This window comes from Pseudoclavibacter sp. RFBI5 (genome assembly GCF_002931395.1).
Taxonomy (GTDB): domain Bacteria; phylum Actinomycetota; class Actinomycetes; order Actinomycetales; family Microbacteriaceae; genus Pseudoclavibacter.
Window position 1 is genome coordinate 215,185 of the sequence record NZ_PSYA01000007.1, and the last position, 22,392, is coordinate 237,576.

General features: G+C 69.1%; 16 protein-coding genes and 1 pseudogene. 10 read left to right on the top strand and 7 right to left on the bottom strand.

Annotated elements, in window-relative coordinates; all coding sequences use genetic code 11:
• Positions 1-16: 16 nt before the first annotated feature.
• Positions 17-502, top strand: a complete 486-nt coding sequence (locus C5E06_RS05915) for an SRPBCC domain-containing protein (RefSeq protein ID WP_104298988.1) — start codon at positions 17-19, stop codon at positions 500-502.
• Positions 503-584: 82 nt separating this feature from the next.
• On the opposite strand, the gene C5E06_RS05920 is transcribed toward C5E06_RS05915, so the two are convergent.
• The 3 genes from C5E06_RS05920 to C5E06_RS05930 form a co-directional block, all read right to left on the bottom strand.
• The gene (locus tag C5E06_RS05920) at positions 585-2,024 is read right to left on the bottom strand and encodes an MFS transporter (RefSeq protein ID WP_104306295.1); all 1,440 of its coding nucleotides are present in this window, start codon (positions 2,022-2,024) and stop codon (positions 585-587) included.
• A gap of 64 nt (positions 2,025-2,088) precedes the next feature.
• Positions 2,089-3,333, bottom strand: a complete 1,245-nt coding sequence (locus C5E06_RS05925; RefSeq protein ID WP_104306296.1) for a M20 family metallopeptidase — start codon at positions 3,331-3,333, stop codon at positions 2,089-2,091.
• On the bottom strand, positions 3,330-4,520 hold the full coding sequence (locus C5E06_RS05930; protein WP_104240763.1) for a M24 family metallopeptidase: 1,191 nt from the start codon (positions 4,518-4,520) through the stop codon (positions 3,330-3,332). The genes C5E06_RS05925 and C5E06_RS05930 overlap by 4 nt, the downstream gene beginning before the upstream one ends.
• A gap of 115 nt (positions 4,521-4,635) precedes the next feature.
• Here C5E06_RS05930 and C5E06_RS05935 point away from each other — a divergent pair, with 115 nt between their 5' ends.
• The gene (locus C5E06_RS05935; protein ID WP_104306297.1) at positions 4,636-6,075 is read left to right on the top strand and encodes a hypothetical protein; all 1,440 of its coding nucleotides are present in this window, start codon (positions 4,636-4,638) and stop codon (positions 6,073-6,075) included.
• A gap of 10 nt (positions 6,076-6,085) precedes the next feature.
• Here the strand turns inward: C5E06_RS05935 and C5E06_RS05940 are convergent, their stop codons facing one another.
• Together C5E06_RS05940 and C5E06_RS05945 are read right to left on the bottom strand one after the other, a co-directional pair.
• Positions 6,086-6,829: a response regulator gene (locus tag C5E06_RS05940; protein WP_104306298.1), complete on the bottom strand. Its 744-nt coding sequence runs from the start codon at positions 6,827-6,829 to the stop codon at positions 6,086-6,088.
• Complete coding sequence (locus C5E06_RS05945; RefSeq protein WP_104306299.1) at positions 6,826-8,175, bottom strand: ATP-binding protein; 1,350 nt, start codon at positions 8,173-8,175, stop codon at positions 6,826-6,828. Before C5E06_RS05945 ends, C5E06_RS05940 begins: the two co-directional genes overlap by 4 nt.
• 158 nt (positions 8,176-8,333) lie before the next feature.
• Between C5E06_RS05945 and C5E06_RS05950 the strand changes: the two genes are divergently transcribed.
• The 8 genes and pseudogenes from C5E06_RS05950 (at position 8,334) to C5E06_RS05985 (ending at position 16,878) form a co-directional block, all read left to right on the top strand.
• Complete coding sequence (locus tag C5E06_RS05950) at positions 8,334-9,329, top strand: tripartite tricarboxylate transporter substrate binding protein (RefSeq protein ID WP_181062900.1); 996 nt, start codon at positions 8,334-8,336, stop codon at positions 9,327-9,329.
• Positions 9,326-10,006 (top strand): tripartite tricarboxylate transporter TctB family protein, encoded by a 681-nt coding sequence (locus C5E06_RS05955; RefSeq protein WP_104306300.1) that lies wholly within the window; start codon positions 9,326-9,328, stop codon positions 10,004-10,006. The genes C5E06_RS05950 and C5E06_RS05955 overlap by 4 nt, the downstream gene beginning before the upstream one ends.
• Positions 9,994-11,562, top strand: a complete 1,569-nt coding sequence (locus tag C5E06_RS05960) for a tripartite tricarboxylate transporter permease (RefSeq protein WP_104240768.1) — start codon at positions 9,994-9,996, stop codon at positions 11,560-11,562. The genes C5E06_RS05955 and C5E06_RS05960 overlap by 13 nt, the downstream gene beginning before the upstream one ends.
• Positions 11,563-11,883: 321 nt before the next feature.
• A pseudogene (gene tig, locus C5E06_RS05965) lies at positions 11,884-13,292 on the top strand (trigger factor); the annotation flags it as partial.
• A gap of 133 nt (positions 13,293-13,425) precedes the next feature.
• Positions 13,426-14,040, top strand: coding sequence for an ATP-dependent Clp protease proteolytic subunit (locus tag C5E06_RS05970; protein ID WP_104240770.1), 615 nt, complete (start codon positions 13,426-13,428; stop codon positions 14,038-14,040).
• 14 nt (positions 14,041-14,054) lie between these two features.
• A complete protein-coding gene (locus tag C5E06_RS05975) occupies positions 14,055-14,726 on the top strand; it encodes an ATP-dependent Clp protease proteolytic subunit (RefSeq protein ID WP_104240771.1) in 672 nt (223 codons plus the stop codon).
• A 125-nt stretch (positions 14,727-14,851) separates the two neighbouring features.
• The gene (gene clpX / locus C5E06_RS05980) at positions 14,852-16,129 is read left to right on the top strand and encodes an ATP-dependent Clp protease ATP-binding subunit ClpX (RefSeq protein WP_104240772.1); all 1,278 of its coding nucleotides are present in this window, start codon (positions 14,852-14,854) and stop codon (positions 16,127-16,129) included.
• A gap of 131 nt (positions 16,130-16,260) precedes the next feature.
• Positions 16,261-16,878: a 4'-phosphopantetheinyl transferase superfamily protein gene (locus tag C5E06_RS05985; protein WP_104306301.1), complete on the top strand. Its 618-nt coding sequence runs from the start codon at positions 16,261-16,263 to the stop codon at positions 16,876-16,878.
• On the opposite strand, the gene C5E06_RS05990 is transcribed toward C5E06_RS05985, so the two are convergent.
• Positions 16,865-18,217: a M1 family metallopeptidase gene (locus tag C5E06_RS05990; protein ID WP_104306302.1), complete on the bottom strand. Its 1,353-nt coding sequence runs from the start codon at positions 18,215-18,217 to the stop codon at positions 16,865-16,867. The genes C5E06_RS05985 and C5E06_RS05990 overlap by 14 nt on opposite strands.
• Positions 18,214-22,152, bottom strand: coding sequence for a Pls/PosA family non-ribosomal peptide synthetase (locus tag C5E06_RS05995; RefSeq protein ID WP_104306303.1), 3,939 nt, complete (start codon positions 22,150-22,152; stop codon positions 18,214-18,216). Before C5E06_RS05995 ends, C5E06_RS05990 begins: the two co-directional genes overlap by 4 nt.
• Positions 22,153-22,392: the final 240 nt, after the last annotated feature.

Sequence of the window (22,392 nt, forward strand, 5' to 3'; positions counted from 1 at the left end):
CGAAGGAGAGAGCATCATGCCTGTCATCTCAACGCAGAAGGATCCGGATCAGCGCACGCTGACCGTCGTCACCGAGCACGCCGCGACGCCGGAGCGCGTCTGGCGGCTGTGGGAGGACCCCCGCCAGCTCGAGCGTTGGTGGGGTCCTCCGACCTGGCCGTCCACGGTCGACTCGTTCGAGTTCTCGCCTGGTGGCAGGGTCCTGTCGCACATGACGGGACCGGACGGCACGACGGCGGGGGAGTGGTGGGAGTTCGTCAGCATCGAACCGCACCACACGCTGTCGTTCGACAACGGGTTCGCGCACGACGACGGCTCACGCAACCTCGAGCTGCCCGTCATGCGCTGCACCGTCACGATCGAGGCTGCCGGCGACCTCACTCGCATGACCACCGTCTCCGTCTTCGCGTCTCCGGCCGACTTCGACAGCGTCATCGAGATGGGCATGGCGGAGGGCATGACGGAGGCCATGGGCCAGATCGACGCCGTCCTCGCCGGCTGAGAGTCGGCGTGCTCAGCACAGCGGCGCTCGTCGCGGCGGGAGGCCGCGACGAGCGCCGCGTGGGTGTCGGATCGGTCTCTGCCTACTTGTTGACCTTGCCGACGAGGTGCTCGCCGGCGGCGACGCGTTCCGCGTCGTCACTGCCGGGGATGACGTTGCCGCGCAGCGAGCGCCCGGCGGTCTCCTTGAAGGTCAGCACCGAGATGAGACCGATGAGTCCGGCACCCGCGAGGTAGAACCCCGGGATGAGGACGTTGCCGGTCTGATCGATGAGCCACGTGTTGGCCGAGGCCGCGGTTCCGCCGAAGATCGCCGTTGAGATGTTGTAGCCGATCGCGAAGCCCGAGTAGCGCACCGCGGTCGGGAACAGTGCGGGCAGCGTCGACGAGATGGTCGAGATGATCATGACGAGGAACAGGCCGAGGATGCCGAGGCCCGCGATCTGCGCGATGAGCGATCCGGTCTGGATGAGCATGACCGCCGGCACGGAGAAGACGGTGAAGCCGATGCTCGCGGCGATGAGCTGCGGCTTTCGGCCGATGCGGTCGGACAGCGCGCCGAACGGCACGATCACGGCCATCATGAGCAGCTGGATGACCACGAGCGAGAACGTCGATTCGGCGGTGCTCTGGTCGAGGGTCGTCGACAGGTACGTCGGCATGTAGGTCAGCACGAGGTAGAAGGCGACGTTGATGAGGATCACGAAGCCGAAGAGCTTCAGCACCTGCATCGGGTAGTTCTTCAGCAGCGACACGAGGGCGCCGATGGCGGTCTGCTTCTCGCCGGGCTCCTGGGCGTCGTCGACGAACGTCTCCGACTCGCTCAGATGGCGGCGCATCCACAGGGCCACGAGGCCGAGGGGGAGCGTGAGCAGGAACGGCAGGCGCCACCAGCCCTCGAGCATCCCGTCGTCGCCCACGATGAAGGCGAGCGTGGTGCACAGGATGGCGGCGGCGCTTGCACCGGCGAGGGTGCCGAACTCGAGGAACGAGCCGAAGAAGCCGCGCTTGTCATCCGGTGCGTGCTCCGACATGAAGATCGCCGCACCGGCGTACTCGCCGCCCGCGGAGAAGCCCTGCAGCATGCGGAGCAGGATGAGCAGGATGGGCGCTGCGAAGCCGATCGAGTCGAACGACGGGAGGAGGCCGATCGCCGCCGTCGAGAGGCTGATCATGATGATCGTGAAGACGAGCACCTTCTGGCGGCCGATGCGGTCGCCGAGCGGGCCGAGCACGATGCCGCCGAGGGGGCGCACGAGGAACGAGACGGCGAAGGTCGCGAAGGTCAGGATGAGGGCGAGCGCGCCACCCTGGTCGTCGCTGAACGTGAAGAACAGCTGCGACACGTAGATTGCGAGGTAGCCGTAGATGCCGTAGTCGAACCACTCGATGGCGTTGCCGATCGCGGAACCGGCGACCGATCTCCGTGCCGTCTTGCGTTGGATTGGTGTGAGGTCGATCTCGCGGGTCAGGGGTGCAAGGGTGGCACCGGGGCCACCTCTGCTGGACTGATCAGAGGACATGGGGGTGCTCCTTGCTGAATTTTCCACACGGGTGATGTCCAAGCACAGCGCGCGGACCTGGGTGTTACCGGGACGCCTCCGCGAGACGTAGCGCTATCAACGCGTATGCGCGCGCGGCGACGAGCAGCTCGTCGGTCCGGACGCGCTCCTCAGGCTGGTGCGCCTGCGACTTCACGTCACCCGGCCCGAGGATGACGACGGGGATCTCGTGGTGACGGGCGATGAAGCCGCCCTCGCAGGCCGCGCTCCACCCGCCGATGCTCGAGGAGCCGCCGGCGTCGGCGACAGCCTGCACCGCCGCGGCCGGCACCACGGAGTCGGGTGGTGTCAGGAACCCCGGCATGGCCATGTCGAGGTGGCCCGCGACGGTGATGCGCTCGGAGTTGAGCATCCCGCTCCCTGCGATGGCTGCGCGGATGCGCGTGAGCACGTCCTCGAGGATGCGTTCCGGTTCCTCGTCGGGGAGCACGCGTCGGTCGACGTAGAGCGTGCACTCCTCGGCGACGATCGACGTGCCGTGCCCGCCGGCGATCATGCCGACGTTCCAGCTGCCGGTGCCGATGAGGCCTGGGACGGCGGCGCTCTGCTGCGCGATGCGCCTGGCGTCGTCCTCGATGGCCTGCACCGCGATGGCGGCCGCGGCGATGGCACTGGCTCCGTCGGCCGGGTTGCCGGCGTGCGCCGCCGCGCCGCGCAGAGTGATGATGAAGTTCGTGGCGCCTCGGCAGGCGACGACGGTGTCGAGGCCCGTGGCCTCGGCGACGATGCACGCCGAATATGGCGCGATCTCCTCGTCGTCGTTCACGGCGAGGGTGGTCGGAGCGTCGGCGATGTAGCGGAGGGCGCCGGTCGCCGTGTCCTCCTCATCGACCGTGCAGAGGAGCGCGAGGCGGACCTCGGGCCGCTCGGCGTGCACCGCCGACATCGCCGCGACGACGGCCGCCAGGCCACCCTTCATGTCGACGGCGCCGCGGCCGATGAGCATGCCATCGATGAGACGCGGCTCGAAGGGGTCGCCGAGCCAGCCCACGCCCGCTGGGACGACATCGCTGTGCCCGAGGAAGAGGAGCGCTGGTCCGTCGCCACTTCCCAGCTCGGCGAGCAGATTGTGCCGCCCCGGGGCGACCTCGGTGAGCGTGACCTGAGCGCCCGCCCGCTCGCACAGCGACGTGAGGACCTCGACGGTCGCCGCTTCCGTCTCGCCAGGGTTCTCGCCGCGTGCCCTGATCAGCTCCGCCGTGTCGGCGACGATGCTCTCCAGGTCGAGCCGGGAGAGCGCCGACGCCTCCGTCTGGCTCACGCCGCTCATGCATCGCCCTTGACGATGAGCTCGCGGGGAGCGCGGGTGAGCACCTCGACGCCCGTCTCGGTGATGCGGATCGACTCGGAGACCTCGAAGCCGAAGCCCGTCATCCACATGCCTGCGATGAGGTGGAACGTCATGTTGGGCTTGAGCACGGTCTCCTCGCCGGAGCGGATGCTCACCGTGTGCTCGCCCCAGTCGGGCGGGTAGCCGATGCCGATCGAGTAGCCGAGTCGGGATGCCTTGCTGAGCCCCTGCTTCGCGAGCTGGGCGTCCCAGGCCGCGACGGCGGCATCAGGGGTCTGGCCGGGGCGGAGCAGCTCGAGGGCCGCCTCGAACCCGTCGAGGGTCGTCGCCGCGACCCGCTGCAGCTCTGCGCTCGGGGTGCCGAGGCTCACGGTTCGCGCGAGCGGAGCGTGATAGCGGCGGTGCGCGCCAGCCAGCTCGAGCGAGACCGCCTCCCCGGCGACGATCTCGGCGCTCGACCACGTGAGGTGCGGCGTATCCGCCCCTTCCCCGGCCAGCATCATCGGCACGATCGACGGGTAGTCGCCCTCAGACGCCCCGACGCCCGCGGCCTGCGCCGCCTGGATCTCCGCGGCGACGTCGCTCTGTCGTCTGCCGCCGCGCAGCGCGTTGATGCCGACCGCCATCGCGTTGGAGCTCACGGCGGCCGCGGTCCGCATGAGCGAGATCTCCGCCTCCGACTTCACGAGACGCACCCAGTTGACCAGCTCCCCGCTGTCGACGAGGTCCCACTCGGGGAGGCGGCGCTGCAACGTCAGGAACGAGCGGACCGAGAAGAAGTGCGCCTCCGACTCGTAGCCGACCCGCATCCGCCGATCTGCCTGGCCCCGCTCCCGCAGCTCGGTCGCCGCCCAGTCCATGGGGTGCACCTCCGCCCGGTGCACGAGGCTCTCGGGGTAGCCGGCGACCTGCTCGCTCGGCAGCCAGGTCGTGTGGTGCGCGCCATGCGCATCCATCGCCCGCATGACGAGGAGGAGCTCACCCTCGGCCGGCACGTAGAGGAACTGCGGCATGTAGAACGACCAGGCGTTGTAGCCGGTCAGGTAGTAGAGGTTCGCCGGGTCGGTGACGAGCAGCGCGTCGAGGCCGGCGTCGCTCATGCGGACCCGAGTGTTCGCGAGCCTGACGTCGAACTCCTCGCGGCTGAAGTCTGCTGGCTGCGACATCTCGCTCCCTCTCTTGCGGCGGTCCCGAGAATCTACTCGCTCGCGGAGCCGGTCGAGTGCATGTAGTTCAATGGATGCGCGATCACTGCCCCGTCCGTCGCCCCGAGGAGCTCACGTGCCAGACAACTCGACACCAGAAGATCCTGAGAAGGACGGCGAGGTCGACTACTCGCAGCGCGACTACCAGGCCCCATCCGGCTACCGCGCCCCCGACTTCGTCTCGAAGTGGGCGGCGCAGGACAGCAGGGGCGACGAGCAGCGGCTGGAGGACGAGCGACGCGAGGCGGAGCGCGACGCCGAGGAGGCGGCCGAGGATCCCTACGCCGCTCCGCAGGAGCACACGCAGACCTTCGACACCCCGCCTGGGCTGCCCGACCCGCCGCGCACGCTCGAAGAGCTCGATGAGGCCATCAAACGCGATGCCGCCTCCCAGACGCCGGGATTCGTCGTGCAGGGCGGCGCGTCTGGCGAGGAGCTCACGCAGTCGGCCGACGGGCAGCTGGACCGGCAGGAGCTGCTGCAGCGTGTCGCCACCGACAGCAGCGCGCTCCTCGGGAACCGAGCTCGCGACGTGCAGCGGGCGGCGTCGGCTGGCGGGTCGGGGAGTATCGCCAAGCCTCTCGGGGACCTCGCATCCGCACCACCGAGCCAGATACCAGGAGCCCCGGCCGCGGCATCCGCCTCGACGGCCGGAGGCGGGGCGACGGGCACTGCGAAGAAGAAGGGCGGGGGCGCCTGGTTCGGGCTCATCGCCGCGATCCTGGCCCTCACGTTCGCGATCTCGGGGATCACGTTCATCGCCTGGGCGCTCATCGTGTTCGCGCTCATCTCGAGCGTCGGCCTCCTCCGCGCGGGTGGCGGGCGGCGGGCCGTCGGGGTCATCACCCTCCTCCTGACCGTCATCGCGCTCGTGATCCAGCTGATCGGGTCGGCCGGCGGCTCAATCCGTGGCGCCGTGACCGAGCTGTCCGGCGGCACCGGCACCCTCGACCTCAACGGGACGGCAAGCGTCTCCGGCACCGGCAACGCGAGGTTCGACGTCGTTCTGCCGGACGGCGCCGACGACATCGGCCTGCTGCAGGTCGAGTTCGAGGGCGAGCAGCTGCGCATCTACGACGTCGACGCGGAGGGCGAGCAGATGGGCAGCTCCTCGATCAGCGCCTACTCCGACTACTCGGGCCTCGCCGTCATCAACGAATGGATGGACGACGAGTTCCGGGCCATCGACATCGAAGCGGAGGGGGAGTGGACCGTGAGGCTCGTCTCCGTCGACACGCTTCCCTCGTTCGACGCCGAGTACTCGGGGACAGGCCAGGAAGTGCTCCTGTACGACGGCGTCGGGGGTGACGCGACCTTCACGTTCGAGCCCGACCAGAGCGTCACGATCGACACGTTCGGCGCAGACGGCTGGTACGAGAACATCAGCGAGGTGACGTCGCTCACGCGGCCGTTCGAGGCCGGCCCGACGATCATCCGCATCGAGCCGTACGAGGAGGAGACCACCTGGAGCATCAGCTTCGACGGTGCAGCGCCGACGCCGACGCCGACGCCCTGACTCGCGGCGCTCAGTCCTGCCGGCGATACCGCAGCTCGGGGCGCCCGCGCTTGCCGTAGACCGGCTCAACCTGGGCGAGCCCCCGCGCGCAGAGGTGGTCGAGGTAGCGACGAGCCGTGACCCGGGAGAGGCCGCAGCGCTCGGCGACCTCGAGCGCCGACTGCCACTCGGGGTGCAGCTGCGACGCGACGAGCTTGATGGTCGGCTCCGACAGCCCCTTCGGGAGCGGGCGGCTGCGGCCAGGCGGCTGCGCCTGCGCACCCTGCCTGTCGCCGCCCGTTGCCTGCGCGCCCGCCCGGCGAGCGAGCATCCCGTCGATGTCCTGCTGCCGCAGCGGCAGGGTCTGGGCCGGCGAGGACGCCAGGGGCGGAGCGAAGGTGCGGGTGTCGCGGTAGTTGGCGAGGCGCGCCTCGAAGTTCGCCTTCGAGAAGGGCTTCACGAGGTAGTCAGAGATGCTCGCCGTCGCCAGCTGAGCGACCGAGAGCCGGTCGTTGGCCGAGGAGATGATGATGGCGTCGAAGGAGTCCCCGAGGAGGTGGCGCAGGCGACGCAGTACCTCGACGCCGCTGAAGTCGGGCAGGTGCACATCGAGCAGCACGAGGTCGATGTCCGTGCTCGCGGCGACCTCGAGGGCTTCCTCTCCTGTTCCCGCGACCGCCACGACCTCGAAGCCGTCGACGCCCGCGAGCATCCGCTCGTGCAGGCGCCTGACGGCGGTCTCGTCGTCGACGATGAGGGTGCGGATCGTGGTCACTGGTCCATCCTCCCAGTGCTCGCCGCTTCCGAATCCGCGTCAGCCCGCGTGCTCGAGTTCGGAAGCGTCGCGACGAAGCGGGCCCCGCCGAGCTCGCTGTCCGAGATGACGAGCGCACCGCCGTGCGCCTCGGCGATGCGGCGCACGAGCCCGAGGCCGACGCCGCGAGGGATCTCGAGGCCGTCCCTCGTCTCGGTGGTCTTCGTCGAGAAGCCAGCCTCCGTGATCCGGTCGCGCAGCTCTGGAGCGATGCCCGGCCCGCTGTCGTCGACCTGGATCCGGAGCCCGCCACCCTCCTCCTCGATGGCGACGCGGACGACCCCGTGCTCGCCCTGCGTCTCGACGGCGTCGACGGCGTTGCGGACGAGGTTGCTGAGCGCGGTGGCGGCGTCGTCGCCGAAGGCGAGCTCCGTTCCCGCGCGGTCCTCGATCTCGACGTCGACCTGCAGCTGCCCGCCGTGCTCGCAGAGGCGCGCGCTCGCGGCGGCGAGGATGGCGCGGACACGCACCGGGGCGTCCGCGAGCGTCTCCTCGAGAGCGGGCGCCGCGGCGAGCGAATCGACGGGCGTGAGCGTGCGGATGTAGTCGAGCGCCTCCTCGCGCTCGTCGACCTCGATGAGGCCGAACAGCACATGCAGGCGGTTGGAGAACTCGTGCGTCTGCTCGCGCAGCGCGGACGCCAGACGGCGCTGCGTCTCGAACTCCTGCGCCGCGACGGTGAGCTGGTCGAACCGGCGGCCGAGGAGGAGGGAGACTCCCGCGGCGCAGGCGAGACCGAACAGGCCCGCGCCGACAACCCAGGGGACGACCTGCCAGATGCGTTCCTCGAGCTGCGCCGAGATGGAGGATTCGAGGATGCCGACCGAGGCGGTGCCGACGACGACGCCATCGCGCCAGACCGGCACCTTCGCGCGCAGGGTGGGGCCGACCGTGCCGACCTCGGTGCCGACGAAGGTCTCCCCGCCCAGCGCGATGCTGGGGTCGGTGGAGACGAGCTCACCCCGCCGCTCCGGCACGGGGTGCGTGATGCGGATGCCCGCATCGTCGGTGATGACCACGTAGTCGACGCCTGCCGACTCGGAGACGAGGTCCGCCAGCGGCTGCAGCGTCGCACCGGCATCCGGGGACCCGACCGCCTCGACGACGGCAGGCAGCTCGGCGAGGCTCATGGCGACGTCGAGCGCGCGCTCCCCGGTCTCCTCGCGGATCGAGGTGTGCTGCACCTGGAGGGCGACGAGCAGGGTCGTGAGCATGCAGATCGCCACGATGGAGAACTGCACGGCGACGAGCGTGATCACGCGCGGGCCGCGCAGGGCCGTCAGGCCGCCGATTCGCGTTCCGTCCATCCCTGCACCCCCTCGTGTCCCGACTTCCGGCGACGGTCCCGCGTGTCCACAAAGACCACAAAGGCCAGAACCCGCCGACGGTCACCGCCGGTGCAATCGTAGACAGAAGCGCAGACCAGCGCGGCGACAGAGTCGTTGCCAACGGAAGGAATACTCCATTGAGTAGAACAAGACTCCCGAACAAGCTGCTCACCTCTCTCTTCGCGATCATCACGGTCGCCGTCCTCGGCTTCGCGGTCGTGGATGCGAGCAGCGCGGGTGCCGGAGCCTCGGCCAGGAGCAAGCTCACGATCATGGCCCCGGCAGCCCCAGGCGGCGGCTGGGACGCCTTCGCCCGCGAGGCGCAGCAGGCGATGCGGGCGAACGGCATCGTCAACAACGCCCAGGTCGTGAACGTGCCAGGCGCTGGTGGAACGATCGGCCTCAGCCAGCTCCTGCAGATGCAGAGCCGCGACGACCTGCTCATGGTGACGGGCGGCGTCATGGTCGGCGCGACGGTCCTCTCGAACACGGGGGAGTCCCTCGCGGACACCGTGCCCATCGCGCGCCTCGCCGACGACTACAACGCGCTCGTCGTGCCGGCCTCGTCGCCGTACAGCACCCTCGAGGAGTTCGTCGAGGGCATGAAGGCGGACCCGGGCAAGCACTCGATCGCCGGCGGCTCGCTCGGCGGCATCGACCACCTGCTCAGCGGAATGCTGGGCAAGTCGATCGGCGTCGACCCCAAGGACGTCAACTACGTCGCCTACTCGGGCGGCGGCGAGGTGCTCTCCTCGCTCCTGTCCAGCACCACCGCCGCGGGCCTGTCCGGCTACAACGAGTTCAGGGACCAGATCGAAGCTGGCACCCTCAAGGCGCTCGCCATCTCGGCCCCGGAGCCCGTCGACGGCATCGACATCCCCACCTTCAAGCAGGAGGGCGTCGACGTCGCGATGGTCAACTGGCGCGGAGTGGTCGCCCCTCCCGGCATCGACGACGCGACGCGCGACGAGCTCATCGACATCGTCACCGAGCTCGAGAACAGCCCCGAATGGGCGGAAGCGCTCGACCGGAACAACTGGACGGACAGCTTCCAGCCCGGCACCGATTTCGAGGACTTCCTCGTCGGTGAGACAGATCAGGTCACCGCACTCGTGAAGGAGCTCGGACTATGAGCACGCTGCAGAATCCACGCGAGGCGCAGAGCCCGCGTGAGACGGACGGGCCCGGAACGGGCAGCATCTCGACCAAGGGCCGCTCGTGGTGGCACGGTCGCAGCGAGCTCGGCGTCGCCGCGTTCATCTTCGTCCTGGCCTGCGCCTTCGCCATCGGCACGGCCACCATGGATGTGCCGGCAACGGCAGGAGTCCCCGGCCCGCAGTTCTTCCCGACCATCGTCGTCATCCTCCTCTTCATCGTCTCCATCGCGCTCGCGATCACGGTCATCCGCAAGCCGGCCCGTGACGACGAGGACGAGGCCGGGCAGATGCTGGAGATGTCGCCAGAGCTGCTCGAGGACATCGGGCAGATCGACACGACGTCCGAGATCCGAGTGGTCACGGCCGCGGCGGGCGAGGAGCGCAAGAAGCGCACGGGCACCGACTGGAAGACGCTCGGCATCGTCTTCGCCGCACTCGCGGGAACAGCGCTGCTGCTCGAACCGCTCGGCTGGATCATCACCGCCGCCGTGCTGTTCTGGGTCGTCGCGTACGCCCTCGGCAGCAAGCGCCACCTCTTCGACATCGGAGTCGCGTTCCTCTTCTCGTCACTTGTGCAGCTGTCGTTCTCGGCGGGCCTCGGCCTCACGCTGCCGTCCGGAATCCTGAGCGGAGTCCTCCCATGGATCAGCTGACCCACCTCCTCGAGGGCTTCACGGTCGCCCTCACCCCCATCAACCTGCTGTGGCTGCTCATCGGCGCCGTGCTCGGCACCGCCGTCGGCGTCCTGCCCGGCCTCGGCTCCGCGATGGCCGTCGCCCTCCTCCTGCCCGTCACGTTCAGCCTCGACCCGACCGGCGCGTTCATCATGTTCGCGAGCATCTACTTCGGTGGGCTCTTCGGCGACTCGACGTCCGGCATCCTCCTCAACACCCCTGGCAACTCCTCGGCCATCGCCACGACGTTCGAGGGGCACAGGATGGCGAAGGACGGCCGGGCTGCCAAGGCGCTCGGCACGTCGGCGATCGGCGCGTTCATCGGCGGCACCATCGCGACGGCGCTCGTCGTGTTCTTCTCGCCGTTCCTCGTCCAGCTCGCCACCCAGTTCGGCCCCGCCGAGTACTTCGCGCTCGCGGCGTTCGCGTTCGTCGCGATCTCCTCGGTCGTCGCGGACTCCGTGATCCGCGGCCTCATCGCGCTCGGCATCGGCCTCGCGATCGCCCTGGTCGGCGTCGACGGCCCGTCTGGTGCGGCCCGCTTCACGATGGATCTGCCTCAGTTCTTCGACGGCATCTCGATCATCGTCGTGACCGTCGGACTGCTCGCGATCGGCGAGGTCCTGCACGTCGCCAGCCGCATCCACCGCGAGGGCGGGCTCACGAAGATCCCCGCGTCCGGTTCGCCGTACCTCAACCTGCGCGAGTTCAAGCAGGCGCTGCCCGCGTGGCTGCGCGGCACGGCCTACGGTGTGCCGTTCGGTGCGATCCCCGTCGGCGGGTCCGAGGTTCCGACGTTCCTCGCCTACGGCACGGAGAAGCGGCTCGCGAAGCGCCGCAACGACCCCGACTTCGGCACGCGCGGCTCCATCCAGGGTGTCGCGGCGCCGGAAGCCGCCGGCAACGCGACGGCGGGCACCGCGATGGGCGCGCTCCTCGCGCTCGGGCTCCCGACGTCGGCCACGGCGGCCATGATGCTCGCCGCATTCCAGCAGTACGGAATGCAGCCGGGACCGCTGCTCTTCGAGCGCAGCGGCGACCTCGTCTGGCCCCTGCTCGCGAGCCTCTTCGTGGGCCTCCTCATCCTGCTCATCATCAACCTGCCGTTCGCGGCGGTGTGGGCGAAGCTGCTGCTCATCCCGCGCCACTACCTGTACGCGGGGATCACGGGCTTCGCGATGCTGGGCGTGTACGCGATCGCCTCCTCGGCGGTCGACCTGTGGCTCGCGATCGCCATCGGCGTCTTCGGGTTCGTGATGCGCCGGTACGCGATCCCGCTCGCGCCGGTGCTCATCGCGGCCATCCTGGGACCCCTCGCGGAGACCGAGCTGCGGCGAGCGCTCGCCGTCAGCGAGGGCGACCTCGGCATCCTGGTCGACTCGCCCATCACGATCGCCATCTACGTGCTCATGGTCGGCGCGATCGTCATCAGCGCCGTCCAGCACCTGCGCACCCGCACCCGCGAGAAGCTGATCCTGAAGGCGAAGACGGAAGCCGTCGCCGTGCAGGCCGCAGAGCGCGAGGACGCGAAGTAGGCGCGCTTCCTCGGAGGACACGCCGCGACGGGCGGGTGGATGCGCGAAAGCGCGCCACCCGCCCGTCGCGCTGCCCCCGTCCCGCGTTCGCCAGCCTGCTTCTTGCTGACTTCTCGCGCGCGGACGAGGGCGCGCATTGTGCCTGCCCGCCCACGACGACCTGATTGCCGGTAGAGTGCTGTCGTTTGTGGGTGCCGTAGGCTGTCCGCAGCCGCATCAGTGCGGCGATACGCCCATCTGGGTGGTGCGCGGCGTGCAGTCGCACCCCGCTCCACGCGCGAATCCGCGCAGTCACCCCACGTATCTCAGGAGATGCCCCACGTGAAGACCTCGGTCGAACAGATCAACCCGACCCGCGTCAAGCTGACGATCAACGTAGAACCGGCTGAACTCAAGCCATACGTCGACTCGGCCTACCGCACCATCGCAGAGCAGATCCAGGTCCCCGGCTTCCGCCGCGGCAAGGTTCCGACGCCGATCATCGACCAGCGCGTCGGTCGCGCCGCGGTCCTCGACCAGGCGATCTCCGACGGACTCGACGTCTTCTTCAACCAGGCCGTCTCGGAGTCGGACGTGCAGCCGCTCGGACGCCCGAAGGCCGACGTCATCGAGACGCCGAACGTCGCCGACTTCTCCGGCGACCTCGTCGTCGAGGTCGAGGTCGACTCGCGTCCGTCCATCGAGCTCCCGTCGTACGACGGCATCAAGGTCGAGGTCGAGGCTGCAGTCGTCGACGCGGCTGACGTCGATGAGGAGCTCGAAGAGCTCCGCAAGCGCTTCGGCACGCTCGTCACGGCAGACCGCCCGATCGAGGACGGCGACTTCGTGACGCTCGACCTCATCGCCACGGTCGACGGCGACAAGGTCGACGAAGCCGAGGGAATCTCCTACGAGCTCGGCTCCGGCCAGCTCCTCGAGGGCACCGACGAGGCGCTCCTCACGCTCACCGCAGGCGAGGAGACCACCTTCCGCTCGACGCTGCTCGGCGGCGAGCACGAGGGCAAGGAAGCGGAGATCACCGTCACGGTGCAGTCCGTCAAGGACCGCGAGCTGCCCGAGATCGACGACGAGTTCGCGCAGATCGCGAGCGAGTTCGACACCATCGACGAGCTCCGCGCAGACCTCGAGACGCAGGCCAAGAGCAAGAAGACGTTCGCTCAGGTCGACGCGGCCCGCGAGAAGATCGTCGAGCAGCTCCTCGAGCTCGTCGAGATCCCGCTCCCCGAGACGCTCATCAACGACGAGGTCACGCGCCACCTCGAGCAGGAGGGCCTCCAGCCCGACGACGAGCACGGCGTCGAGGTCCGCGCAAACGCCGAGAAGTCGTTCCGCCAGCAGGTGCTCCTCGACGAGGTCATCAAGGCTGAGGGCGTCGAGGTCGAGCAGGACGAGCTCACGCAGTTCCTCATCCAGTCGGCAGCCCAGTACGGCATGGCTCCGCAGGAGTTCATCGGCGTGCTGCAGGAGAACAACCAGCTCCCCGGCATGATCGGCGAGGTCGCACGCTCGAAGGCGATCCTCTTCGTCCTCGACAAGGCCGAGGTCGTTGACACCAACGGCGAAGCCGTCGACATCTCCGAGTTCACGGTCGCCGTGCAGCGCGCCAAGGACAAGGCAGCAGCAGCGGAGGCCGAGGAATCGGCTGACGCCGTCGAGTCCGACGAGGTCGCCGCCGACGAAGCGAAGGACGACGAGGCCAAGTAGCCTCCCGCCCACTTCGCGAAGCGCCGCCGGCATCACGCCGGCGGCGCTTCGTGCATCCCCTGCCCTTTGCCAGGCACCGTGTGCCGTGGGCGAACAGGCCAGCGCTGGCCTCGTGGCTCCACTAGATTCGGTGACGACCGTTAGGGAAATGGAGCGACCGTGGCTGATATTCAACTGCCGAACAGCGTCTTCGACAGGCTTTTGAAAGACCGCATCATCTGGCTCGGGTCCGAGGTGCGCGACGAGAACGCGAACGAGATCTGCGCCAAGATCCTGCTGCTTGCTGCAGAGGATCCTGAGCGAGATATCTACCTCTACATCAACTCGCCGGGTGGATCGATCACCGCCGGTATGGCGATCTTCGACACGATGGAGTTCGTGCCGAACGACATCGTGACCGTGGGAATCGGCATGGCGGCATCGATGGGCCAGCTCCTGCTGACCGCAGGTGCGCCGGGCAAGCGCTACATCACGCCGAACGCGCGAGTGCTGCTGCACCAGCCGCACGGCGGATTCGGCGGCACGGCGAGCGACATCCAGACCCAGGCGCAGCTGATCCTCGACATGAAGGCTCGCCTCGCGTCGATCACGGCGCAGCGCACGGGCAAGAGCCTCGAGCAGATCAACGAGGACGGCGACCGCGACCGCTGGTTCAACGCCGACGAGGCGCTGGCCTACGGGTTCGTCGACCACATCCGTTCCTCGGCAACCGAGGTTACGGGCGGCGGCGGCACCAAGCGCGACGCCGAGTCCACGTCCGAGTCGGCAGAGTAAGGAAGCCAGAGCATATGAACACCCCATTTCTGACCGGCGGCTCGCCGGCAGGCGTCCAGACCCCGTCGTCGCGGTACATCCTGCCGACGTTCGAGGAGCGCACGGCCTACGGCTACAAGCGCCAGGACCCGTACGCGAAGCTCTTCGAGGACCGCATCATCTTCCTCGGCGTGCAGGTCGATGACGCGTCGGCGGACGACATCATGGCCCAGCTCCTCGTGCTCGAGAGCCAGGACCCGGACCGCGACATCACGCTGTACATCAACTCGCCCGGTGGCTCGTTCACGGCCATGACGGCGATCTACGACACCATGCAGTACATCCGCCCCGAGGTCTCCACCGTGTGCCTCGGCCAGGCGGCGTCGGCGGCTGCCGTGCTGCTCGCGGCCGGACAGCCAGGCAAGCGCCTGGCTCTGCCGAACGCTCGCGTGCTCATCCACCAGCCCTCCACCGGCGGTGCCGGCCAGGGGCAGGCGTCGGACATCGAGATCCAGGCGCAGGAAGTGCTGCGGATGCGCACGTGGCTCGAAGAGGCGCTGGCGCGTCACTCCGGCACGTCGCTCGACAAGGTCAACCGCGACATCGAGCGCGACAAGATCCTGTCGGCCGCCGAGGCGCTCGAGTACGGCCTCATCGACCAGGTGCTCACGAGCCGCAAGGGCGCCGAGCCGGTCATCATCGACTAGTTCGATCCGACCGACTCGAACACGCTGCAATGTCCATGGCCGCGCCGGGGGAGTGCCCCTGGCGCGGCCATCCGGGCAATGTCGGTGGTTCGGGTTAGTCTTGGCAGACCGCGAAGGAGGTCCTCATGGCACGTATCGGTGAAAGCAGCGAGCTGCTGAAATGCTCGTTCTGCGCCAAGAGCCAGAAGCAGGTCAAGCAGCTCATCGCTGGTCCTGGTGTGTACATCTGCGACGAATGCGTCGAGCTGTGCAACGAGATCATCGAAGAGCGCATGGCCGATTCCGAGACCAGCGAGGTCAAGGACTTCGAGCTCCCGAAGCCGCGCGAGATCTTCGCGTTCCTCGAGGAGTACGTCATCGGTCAGGAGCCCGCGAAGAAGGCACTTGCCGTCGCGGTCTACAACCACTACAAGCGCGTCCGCGCGCTCGGCCAGATCACCTCGGCCGAAGACCGCGTCGACGAGGTGGAGATCTCGAAGAGCAACATCATGCTCATCGGCCCGACCGGGTGCGGGAAGACCTACCTGGCGCAGTCGCTCGCGAAGCGGCTCAACGTGCCGTTCGCGGTCGCTGACGCCACGGCGCTCACCGAGGCCGGCTACGTCGGCGAAGACGTCGAGAACATCCTCCTGAAGCTCCTCCAGGCAGCCGACTTCGATGTGAAGCGCGCCGAGACGGGCATCATCTACATCGACGAGATCGACAAGATCGCGCGCAAGGCGGAGAACCCGTCCATCACGCGCGACGTCTCCGGCGAGGGCGTGCAGCAGGCGCTGCTGAAGATCCTCGAGGGCACGGTCGCCTCGGTTCCGCCGCAGGGTGGCCGCAAGCACCCGCAGCAGGAGTTCATCCAGATCGACACCACCAACGTGCTGTTCATCGTTGCCGGGGCGTTCGCTGGGCTCGAGGAGATCGTCTCGCAGCGTGCTGGCAAGAAGGGCATCGGCTTCGGCGCCCCCTTGCACTCGAAGAACGACGACCGCGACCTCTACAGCGAGGTGCTGCCGGAAGACCTCCACAAGTTCGGGCTCATCCCGGAGTTCATCGGTCGTCTTCCCGTCATCACGACGGTGTCGCCGCTCGACCGTGGAGCACTCATCGACATCCTCACGCAGCCGCGCAACGCGCTCGTGAAGCAGTACCAGAAGATGTTCGAGCTCGACGGCGTCGAGCTCGTCTTCGACGAGGGTGCGCTCGAGGAGATCGCCGACCTGGCCGTGCTGCGGCAGACGGGCGCTCGTGGCCTCCGCGCCATCCTCGAGGAGACGCTCGGGCCGGTCATGTTCGACGTTCCGTCCCTCGACGACGCCAGTCGCGTCGAGATCACTCGCGACGTCGTGCTCAAGAACGCGGCGCCGACGATCATCCCGCGGCCGGAGCTGCGCGCCGAGAAGTCGGCGTAACTGTCCCCGGTCGATCGAAGACGGCAGCGCTTTGTCGCGTCCCAGCGGAAGCCCCGCGTGCACACGCACGTGGGGCTTCCGCCATTCGCACGGATCCGCGCTCCCGGGTCGCCCTCGATCTGAGGCGTCGCGTGGACCTCGCTGAGCTGCGACTCGGCAGCACGAGGCTCCTCAGTGCAGACGCGACGAGCCTGAGCCCCCGCCAGCGACGGCAGGCGCTCGGGGTGCTCTCCGCGGATGACCGGAAGCGCCTCGCTCACCTGAACGATGCCCGCGCGGATGCCTTCCTCACCGGGCGGCTGCTCGTCAGCACGGCCCTCGACGACCCCGCACCCCGCCTCGAGGCATCGTGTGGGCACTGCGGCTCCGCCGAGCACGGCAAGCCGCGCCTGCGCGAGCAGCCGATCCTCGTGAGCATCTCCTACACCGGCAGTGCCGTCTTCGTCGCACTCGCCGACAGCGACCGTGTCTCTGCCCTCGGTCTCGACGTCGAGGAGGCTGGCCTCGAGACGGGTGCCGGCGCCGTGGCAGAACTCGAACGCTGGACGGCGATCGAAGCGGTCCTCAAGGCCGACGGCCGTGGGCTCCGGGTCGACCCGAGCGAGGTGAAGCTCGACGAGAACGGCCTGGCGCGCATCAGGGGCGAGGATGCGCGCTACCGCATCCGCCGGACGCTCGTCGACGGTCGATTCGTGGTTGCCGTCGCTACGGCTACGGCTACCGCTACCGCTACCGCTACCGGCGAGTGACCTTCGCCGCAGGAGGCGGAGGAAGGTTGGGGAGCGTGAGCTGATAGAGCCAGGCGTCGAACAGCTCCTGGAGCGGAGCATCCGGCGCCAGCGACGCCGCATGCTCGAGGAACTCAGCCGTCGAGGCGACCGATAAGCGCTTCACCTGAGTCCAGCTCGTGAGGATCTCGAAGAACGCAGAATCGCCGACCGTGAGCCGTAGGGCGTGCATGGTGAGCGCGCCGCGCTTGTACACGCGGTCGTCGAACATGTCCTCGGCGCCCGGATCTCCGAGCAGCAGGTCCTTGGGAAGCCTCGCCAGGGACGCCCGGGCACCCCGGGCCAGGCTGTCGGCACTCGGTCCGCCGCTCGCCTCTGACCAGATCCACTCGGCGTAGCAGGCGAAGCCCTCGTTGAGCCAGATGTGCTGCCAGCCCGCGACGCCGACGCTGTTGCCGAACCACTGGTGCGCGAGCTCGTGCGCGACGAGGCGCTCCTGGCCGCGTGCGCCGTCGATCTGGTTGGCGCCGAAGATGGCCATGCCCTGTGCTTCGAGGGGGATCTCGAGGTCGTCGGCCGTGACGATGACGGCGTACGTGTCGAACGGGTAGGGACCGAACGTCAGCTCGAAGGTCGACATCATCTTCGCGAGGTCGGCGAAGTCGGTGCCGACGCGTCGCGCGAGCGAAGGGGGGTAGTGCAGGTGGCCCGCCACCCCCGCGAGCTGCACGTCCTCGCGCTGGTAGCGGCCGATCTGGAGGGTCACGAGGTAGCTGGCGGTGGGGGCGGCTTCCTCGTACACCCAGGTCGTGAGCCCGCCTGAGGCGCGTCTCGAGCTCAGGGTCCCGGTTGCGACGACGTCGTAGTTGCTGTCGACGGCGACCTGGATGCGGTAGCTGGCCTTGTCGGCGGGGTGATCGTTGCAGGGGAACCAGGTCGGGGCTCCCGTCGGCTGCGAGGCGACGATGATGCCGTCCTCCAGCTCCTCCCAGCCGATGACTCCCCAACGGGAGCGGCGCGGCCGGGGCGCGCCCTCGTAGACGATCTCGACCGTGATGGGCTCGCCGGCCTCGACCCGCTTCGAGAGCGTGACCTTCAGCTTGCGGTCGCTCTGCTTGAAGCGGGCCTGCTTGTCGCCGCGCACGTTGACCTTGCTCGCGCGAAGCCCCACGAGGTCGAGGGAGAACGCGGTCAGCGGCACCGCCGTGCGGATGCTGAGCGTCGCCGTTCCCGAGAGGCGGTTGTTCTGCATCCGGTACTTGAGCGCCAGGTCGTAGTGCTCGACGCGAATGCTGACGTCGCCGCTCTGCGGCGTGTACGGGTTGCCTGGCAGCGGCTCTGCGCTCGTCGCGAGGATCATGAAGCCTTCGACTGGTAGGCGCGCAGCTTCAGGGCCCGCCAGGGGCCGATCGGGTTGCCGCTCCAGCGGCTGCCGACGGGCACCGACTCGCCTCGCATGACGAGCGATGCGGGCCCGACGGTGGCGTGAGCGCCGATGGTGGCGGCGGGGAGGATCACGCTGTGTGGTCCCAGTGTTGCGCCTGCTTCGAGGGTGACGGTGTCCATGCTCATTATTCGATCATGGAACAGGTGCGTCTGGACGACGCATCCCCGATTGACGGTGGCTCCGTCCCCGAGTGTGACGAGATCGGCCTCCGGCAGCCAGTACGAGTCGCACCAGACGCCCTTGCCGATCTTCGCTCCGAGCGAGCGCAGCCACATCGCGAGTGCCGGCGTTCCTGCAGCTCCGCGCGCGAACCAGGGCGCCGCGACCATCTCGACGAAGGTGTCGGCGACCTCGGTGCGCCACACGAAGCTCGACCAGAGGGGCTGCTCGGAGACGCGGATGCGCCCGACGATGACCCACTTGGCGATGGTCGAGATGAGGGCGGATGCTGCGGCCGCACCCAGGAGGACGAATCCGGAGAGCACGATGCTCCAGGCGACGCCGACGGCGGTCTCGATGGCTGCGAGCCCAAGGAGGACGCCGAGGCCCAGCCCGCAGGTGACGATGACGGGCACGATGCGGCACAGCTCCCAGAGGGCACGCGCGACACGCAGCGCCCTTGGCGGGTTGTACGTGCGCGTCTCGTCTCCGTCGACCGCGACACGGCGGAGGCGGACGGGCGGGGACCCGAGCCAGGATGAGCCCGGCTTGGCCTTCGCCGGTGCTGCGGAGAGGACGGCGACGAGGCCGTCGCGGGGGACGGAGTGCCCGGCGGCGGCCATCCCGGAGTTGCCGAGGAAGGCGCGCGCGCCGATGCGCGCTCGTTCGATGCGCATCCATCCGTTGTGCAGCTCGTAGGAGGCGACCATGGTGTCGTCGGCGAGGAACGCGCCGTCGTCGATCTGCGTCATGGAGGGGAGCAGGAGCACGGTCGAGGCCTCGACGTCGCGCCCGACCTTCGCGCCGAGCATCCGCAGCCAGACGGGGGTGAAGAGGCTCGCGTAGAACGGGAAAAGGGTGGTGCGGGCCGCGTCGAGGAGGCGCTCGATGCACCAGGCCTGCCAGGCGATCCTCGAGCGCACCGGGTGAGTGCCTTCCCTCAGGCCGATCGAGAGGAGGCGAACGAAGAGCACGACGAAGCCGGCGAAGGTGATGCCGGCCGCGATGACAGCGGGGGCCAGCCAGGCGAACGCGGAGAGGGTCGCCTCGCCGAGCGTCCCGGCCCCGCGCATCCCGGCGGCGATGACGACGCCGCCGACGGCGAACGCGAACAGGGGGAGCAGCGCGAGGGCGGCCGAGGCGATGGCGTAGACGACCGCCCAGCCGGCGGGCTGCGGTGGACGGTCCGCCGGCCAGTCGCTCGCGCGCACCTTGCCGACGCGCACGGCGGGGGAGCCTGCCCAGCTCTTGCCCGAGCGGACCCTGCCGAAGACCGCCGACCCCGGGGCGACTTCGGCGCCCTGCCCGATCTTGGTGCCGGGGGCGAGGGTGCTTCGGGCGCCGACAGTCGCCCCTGCGCCGATGCGGATGCCGCCGATGCGCACGAGGTTGCCGTCGATCCAGTAGCCGGTGAGGTCGACTTCCGGCTCGATGGCCGCGCCGTCTCCGAGCTGCAGCATGCCGGTGACGGGCGGCAGCGAGTGCAGGTCGACGTTGTTGCCGACCTTGGCGCCGAGTGCGCGAGCGTAGTAGACGACCCACGGTGCGCCAGCGAGGCCGACGGCGTCGATCTGCGTGGCCACCTGCTCGGCGAGCCACAGGCGCATGTGCGTCGCGCCGCCGCGTCGGTAGTCGCCGGGTCTGAGCCGGAAGAGGAGGATGCGCGCGGCGGCGACCGAGATCGCCATCTTCCCGAACGGGGTCACGAAGACGATCAGCAGGACGACGATGAGCCAGAGCGGCGCGTCCGGCAGCACTTCGAAGCCGGGGAGGAGCTGCAGGAGCGCGCTCGCCGCGAGCAGGTAGGTGACCCAGCGCGCGCCGGCCAGGATGTGCAGGGGCAGGCCTGCGACGATCTGCAGGATGCGCGCCGAGAGCGGCGTGGGGCCGGGCGTGCTGAACGAGGCGATGACGTCGTCCTCGTCGTCGAGCGCTTCGCTGATGGACTCGGTCATGGCGCCGAGGCGGGGGTGGTCGTAGACGTCGGCGACCGTGAACTCGGGCACACGCGAGCGCACTCGGGTGACGAGCTGGGCGGCCGAGAGGGATCCGCCGCCGAGGTCGAAGAAGTCGGCGTCCTCGCTGCCGACGGGCAGTCCGAGCACGGCCTGCCATTGCTCGGCGAGCCAGGCGACGTGCCCGTCGAGGTCGCCGGAGACATCATCGGCGCCCGGCAGCGGCCAGGGCAGGGCGTTCTTGTCGACCTTGCCGGAGGTGCGGGTCGGGAGCGAGTCGATTTCCGCGAGGAGCGGGACGAGGGCCTTCGGGAGCTGCTCGCTGAGTTCTGCGCGCGCGAGCTGCCGCTCGTAGCCCGTGCCGGTGACGATGTAGCCGACGAGGATCGAGACGCCGGCGGAGGTCATGCGGACGGCGACGGCCGAGCCGGTGACTCCGGTGACGGCCTGAAGGGCTGCTTCCACCTCGCCGAGCTCGATGCGTCGGCCGCCGATCTTGACCTGGTCGTCGGCACGCCCGAGGAACACGAGGCCGGCTTCCTCGAACGTGACGAGGTCACCCGAGCGGTAGGCGCGATCCCAGCCGAGGCTCTCCATCGGGGCGTACTTCTCGGCGTCCTTGGCGGGGTCGAGGTAGCGGGCGAGCCCGACGCCGCCGATGATCAGCTCGCCGGATTCGCCTTCCGCGACGCGCTTGCCCTCCGTGTCGACGACGGCGAGCTCCCAGCCGTCGAGCGGCAGGCCGATGCGGATGGGGGCGCTGCCGTCGAGGAGGGCGGCGCAGGCGACGACGGTGGCCTCGGTCGGTCCGTAGGTGTTCCAGACCTCCCGGCCTTCGCCGACGAGGCGCTGCGTGAGCTCCAGCGGGCAGGCTTCGCCGCCGAAGATGAGCAGTCTGACCTGTTCGATCGTCTCGCTGGGCCAGAGCGCCGCGAGGGTCGGCACGGTGGAGACGACCGAGATCTGGTGCCTGAGAAGCCAGGGGCCGAGGTCCTCGCCGGATCGCACGAGTGATCGCGGGGCTGGCACGAGGCAGGCGCCGTAGCGCCAGGCGAGCCACATCTCCTCGCAGGAGGCGTCGAAGGCGACGGAGAGGCCGGCGAGCACGCGGTCGCCCGGCCCGATGGGGTCGTGCTGCAGGAACAGCTTCGCCTCGGCGTCGACGAACGCGGCGGCGGAGCGGTGGGAGACCGCGACGCCCTTGGGCACACCGGTCGAGCCCGAGGTGAAGATGACCCAGGTGTCGTCGTCGAGGTGGGGGCTCTCGAGGTCGGCGAGGCTCGTGCTCTCCGGATGCGGTGCGCCTTCGTCGAAGAGGGGAACGGCTGCGTGGGCGCTCGGTTCGCCGTCGGCTGCCAGTACGAACTCGCCGTCGCCCTTGATGGTGCCTCGCACCTTGGCCTCGCCGAACACGAGCACGGCGCGCTCGTCGGGGTCGTCGACGTCGACGGGCACGTACGCGGCACCGGCTGCGATGACGGACAGGATCGCGATGTACAGCTCTCTGGTGCCCGAGACGAGGCGCACACCGACCTTGTCTCCTCGCCGCACTCCCGCATCCTGCAGCCGCTTCGCGGTCTGCGAGACGTAGGCGCTCAGGTCCTGGTAGCTGAGCGGGGCGTCGCCGTCGTCGATCGCGATGGCGTCGGGATGCGCGGCGACGGTGGCCGTGAGCACGTCGATGAGCGTGCGGGGCGTGGGCGCTGCCGCGGATCGGTCCAGGGGGGATTGCACGGAGCAACGCTACCGGGCCAAGGTAACGCGATGGTTGCCGACGGGGCGCATGTGATTCAGGGGTGGATTCGTGCCCGGATCGTCGTGCTCCATTGTCGAACCTGAAAATCTCCCGTAAGGTAACCCTTGCCTTACTTAGCGTTACCTAACCGGTTCCACCGGGTGGCGCCCAAGCGTAGGGCTTTCGGTACACGGCACTCGCCGCGCATCTGCGCGCGTGTCGGGGGGCCGTGACTTCTA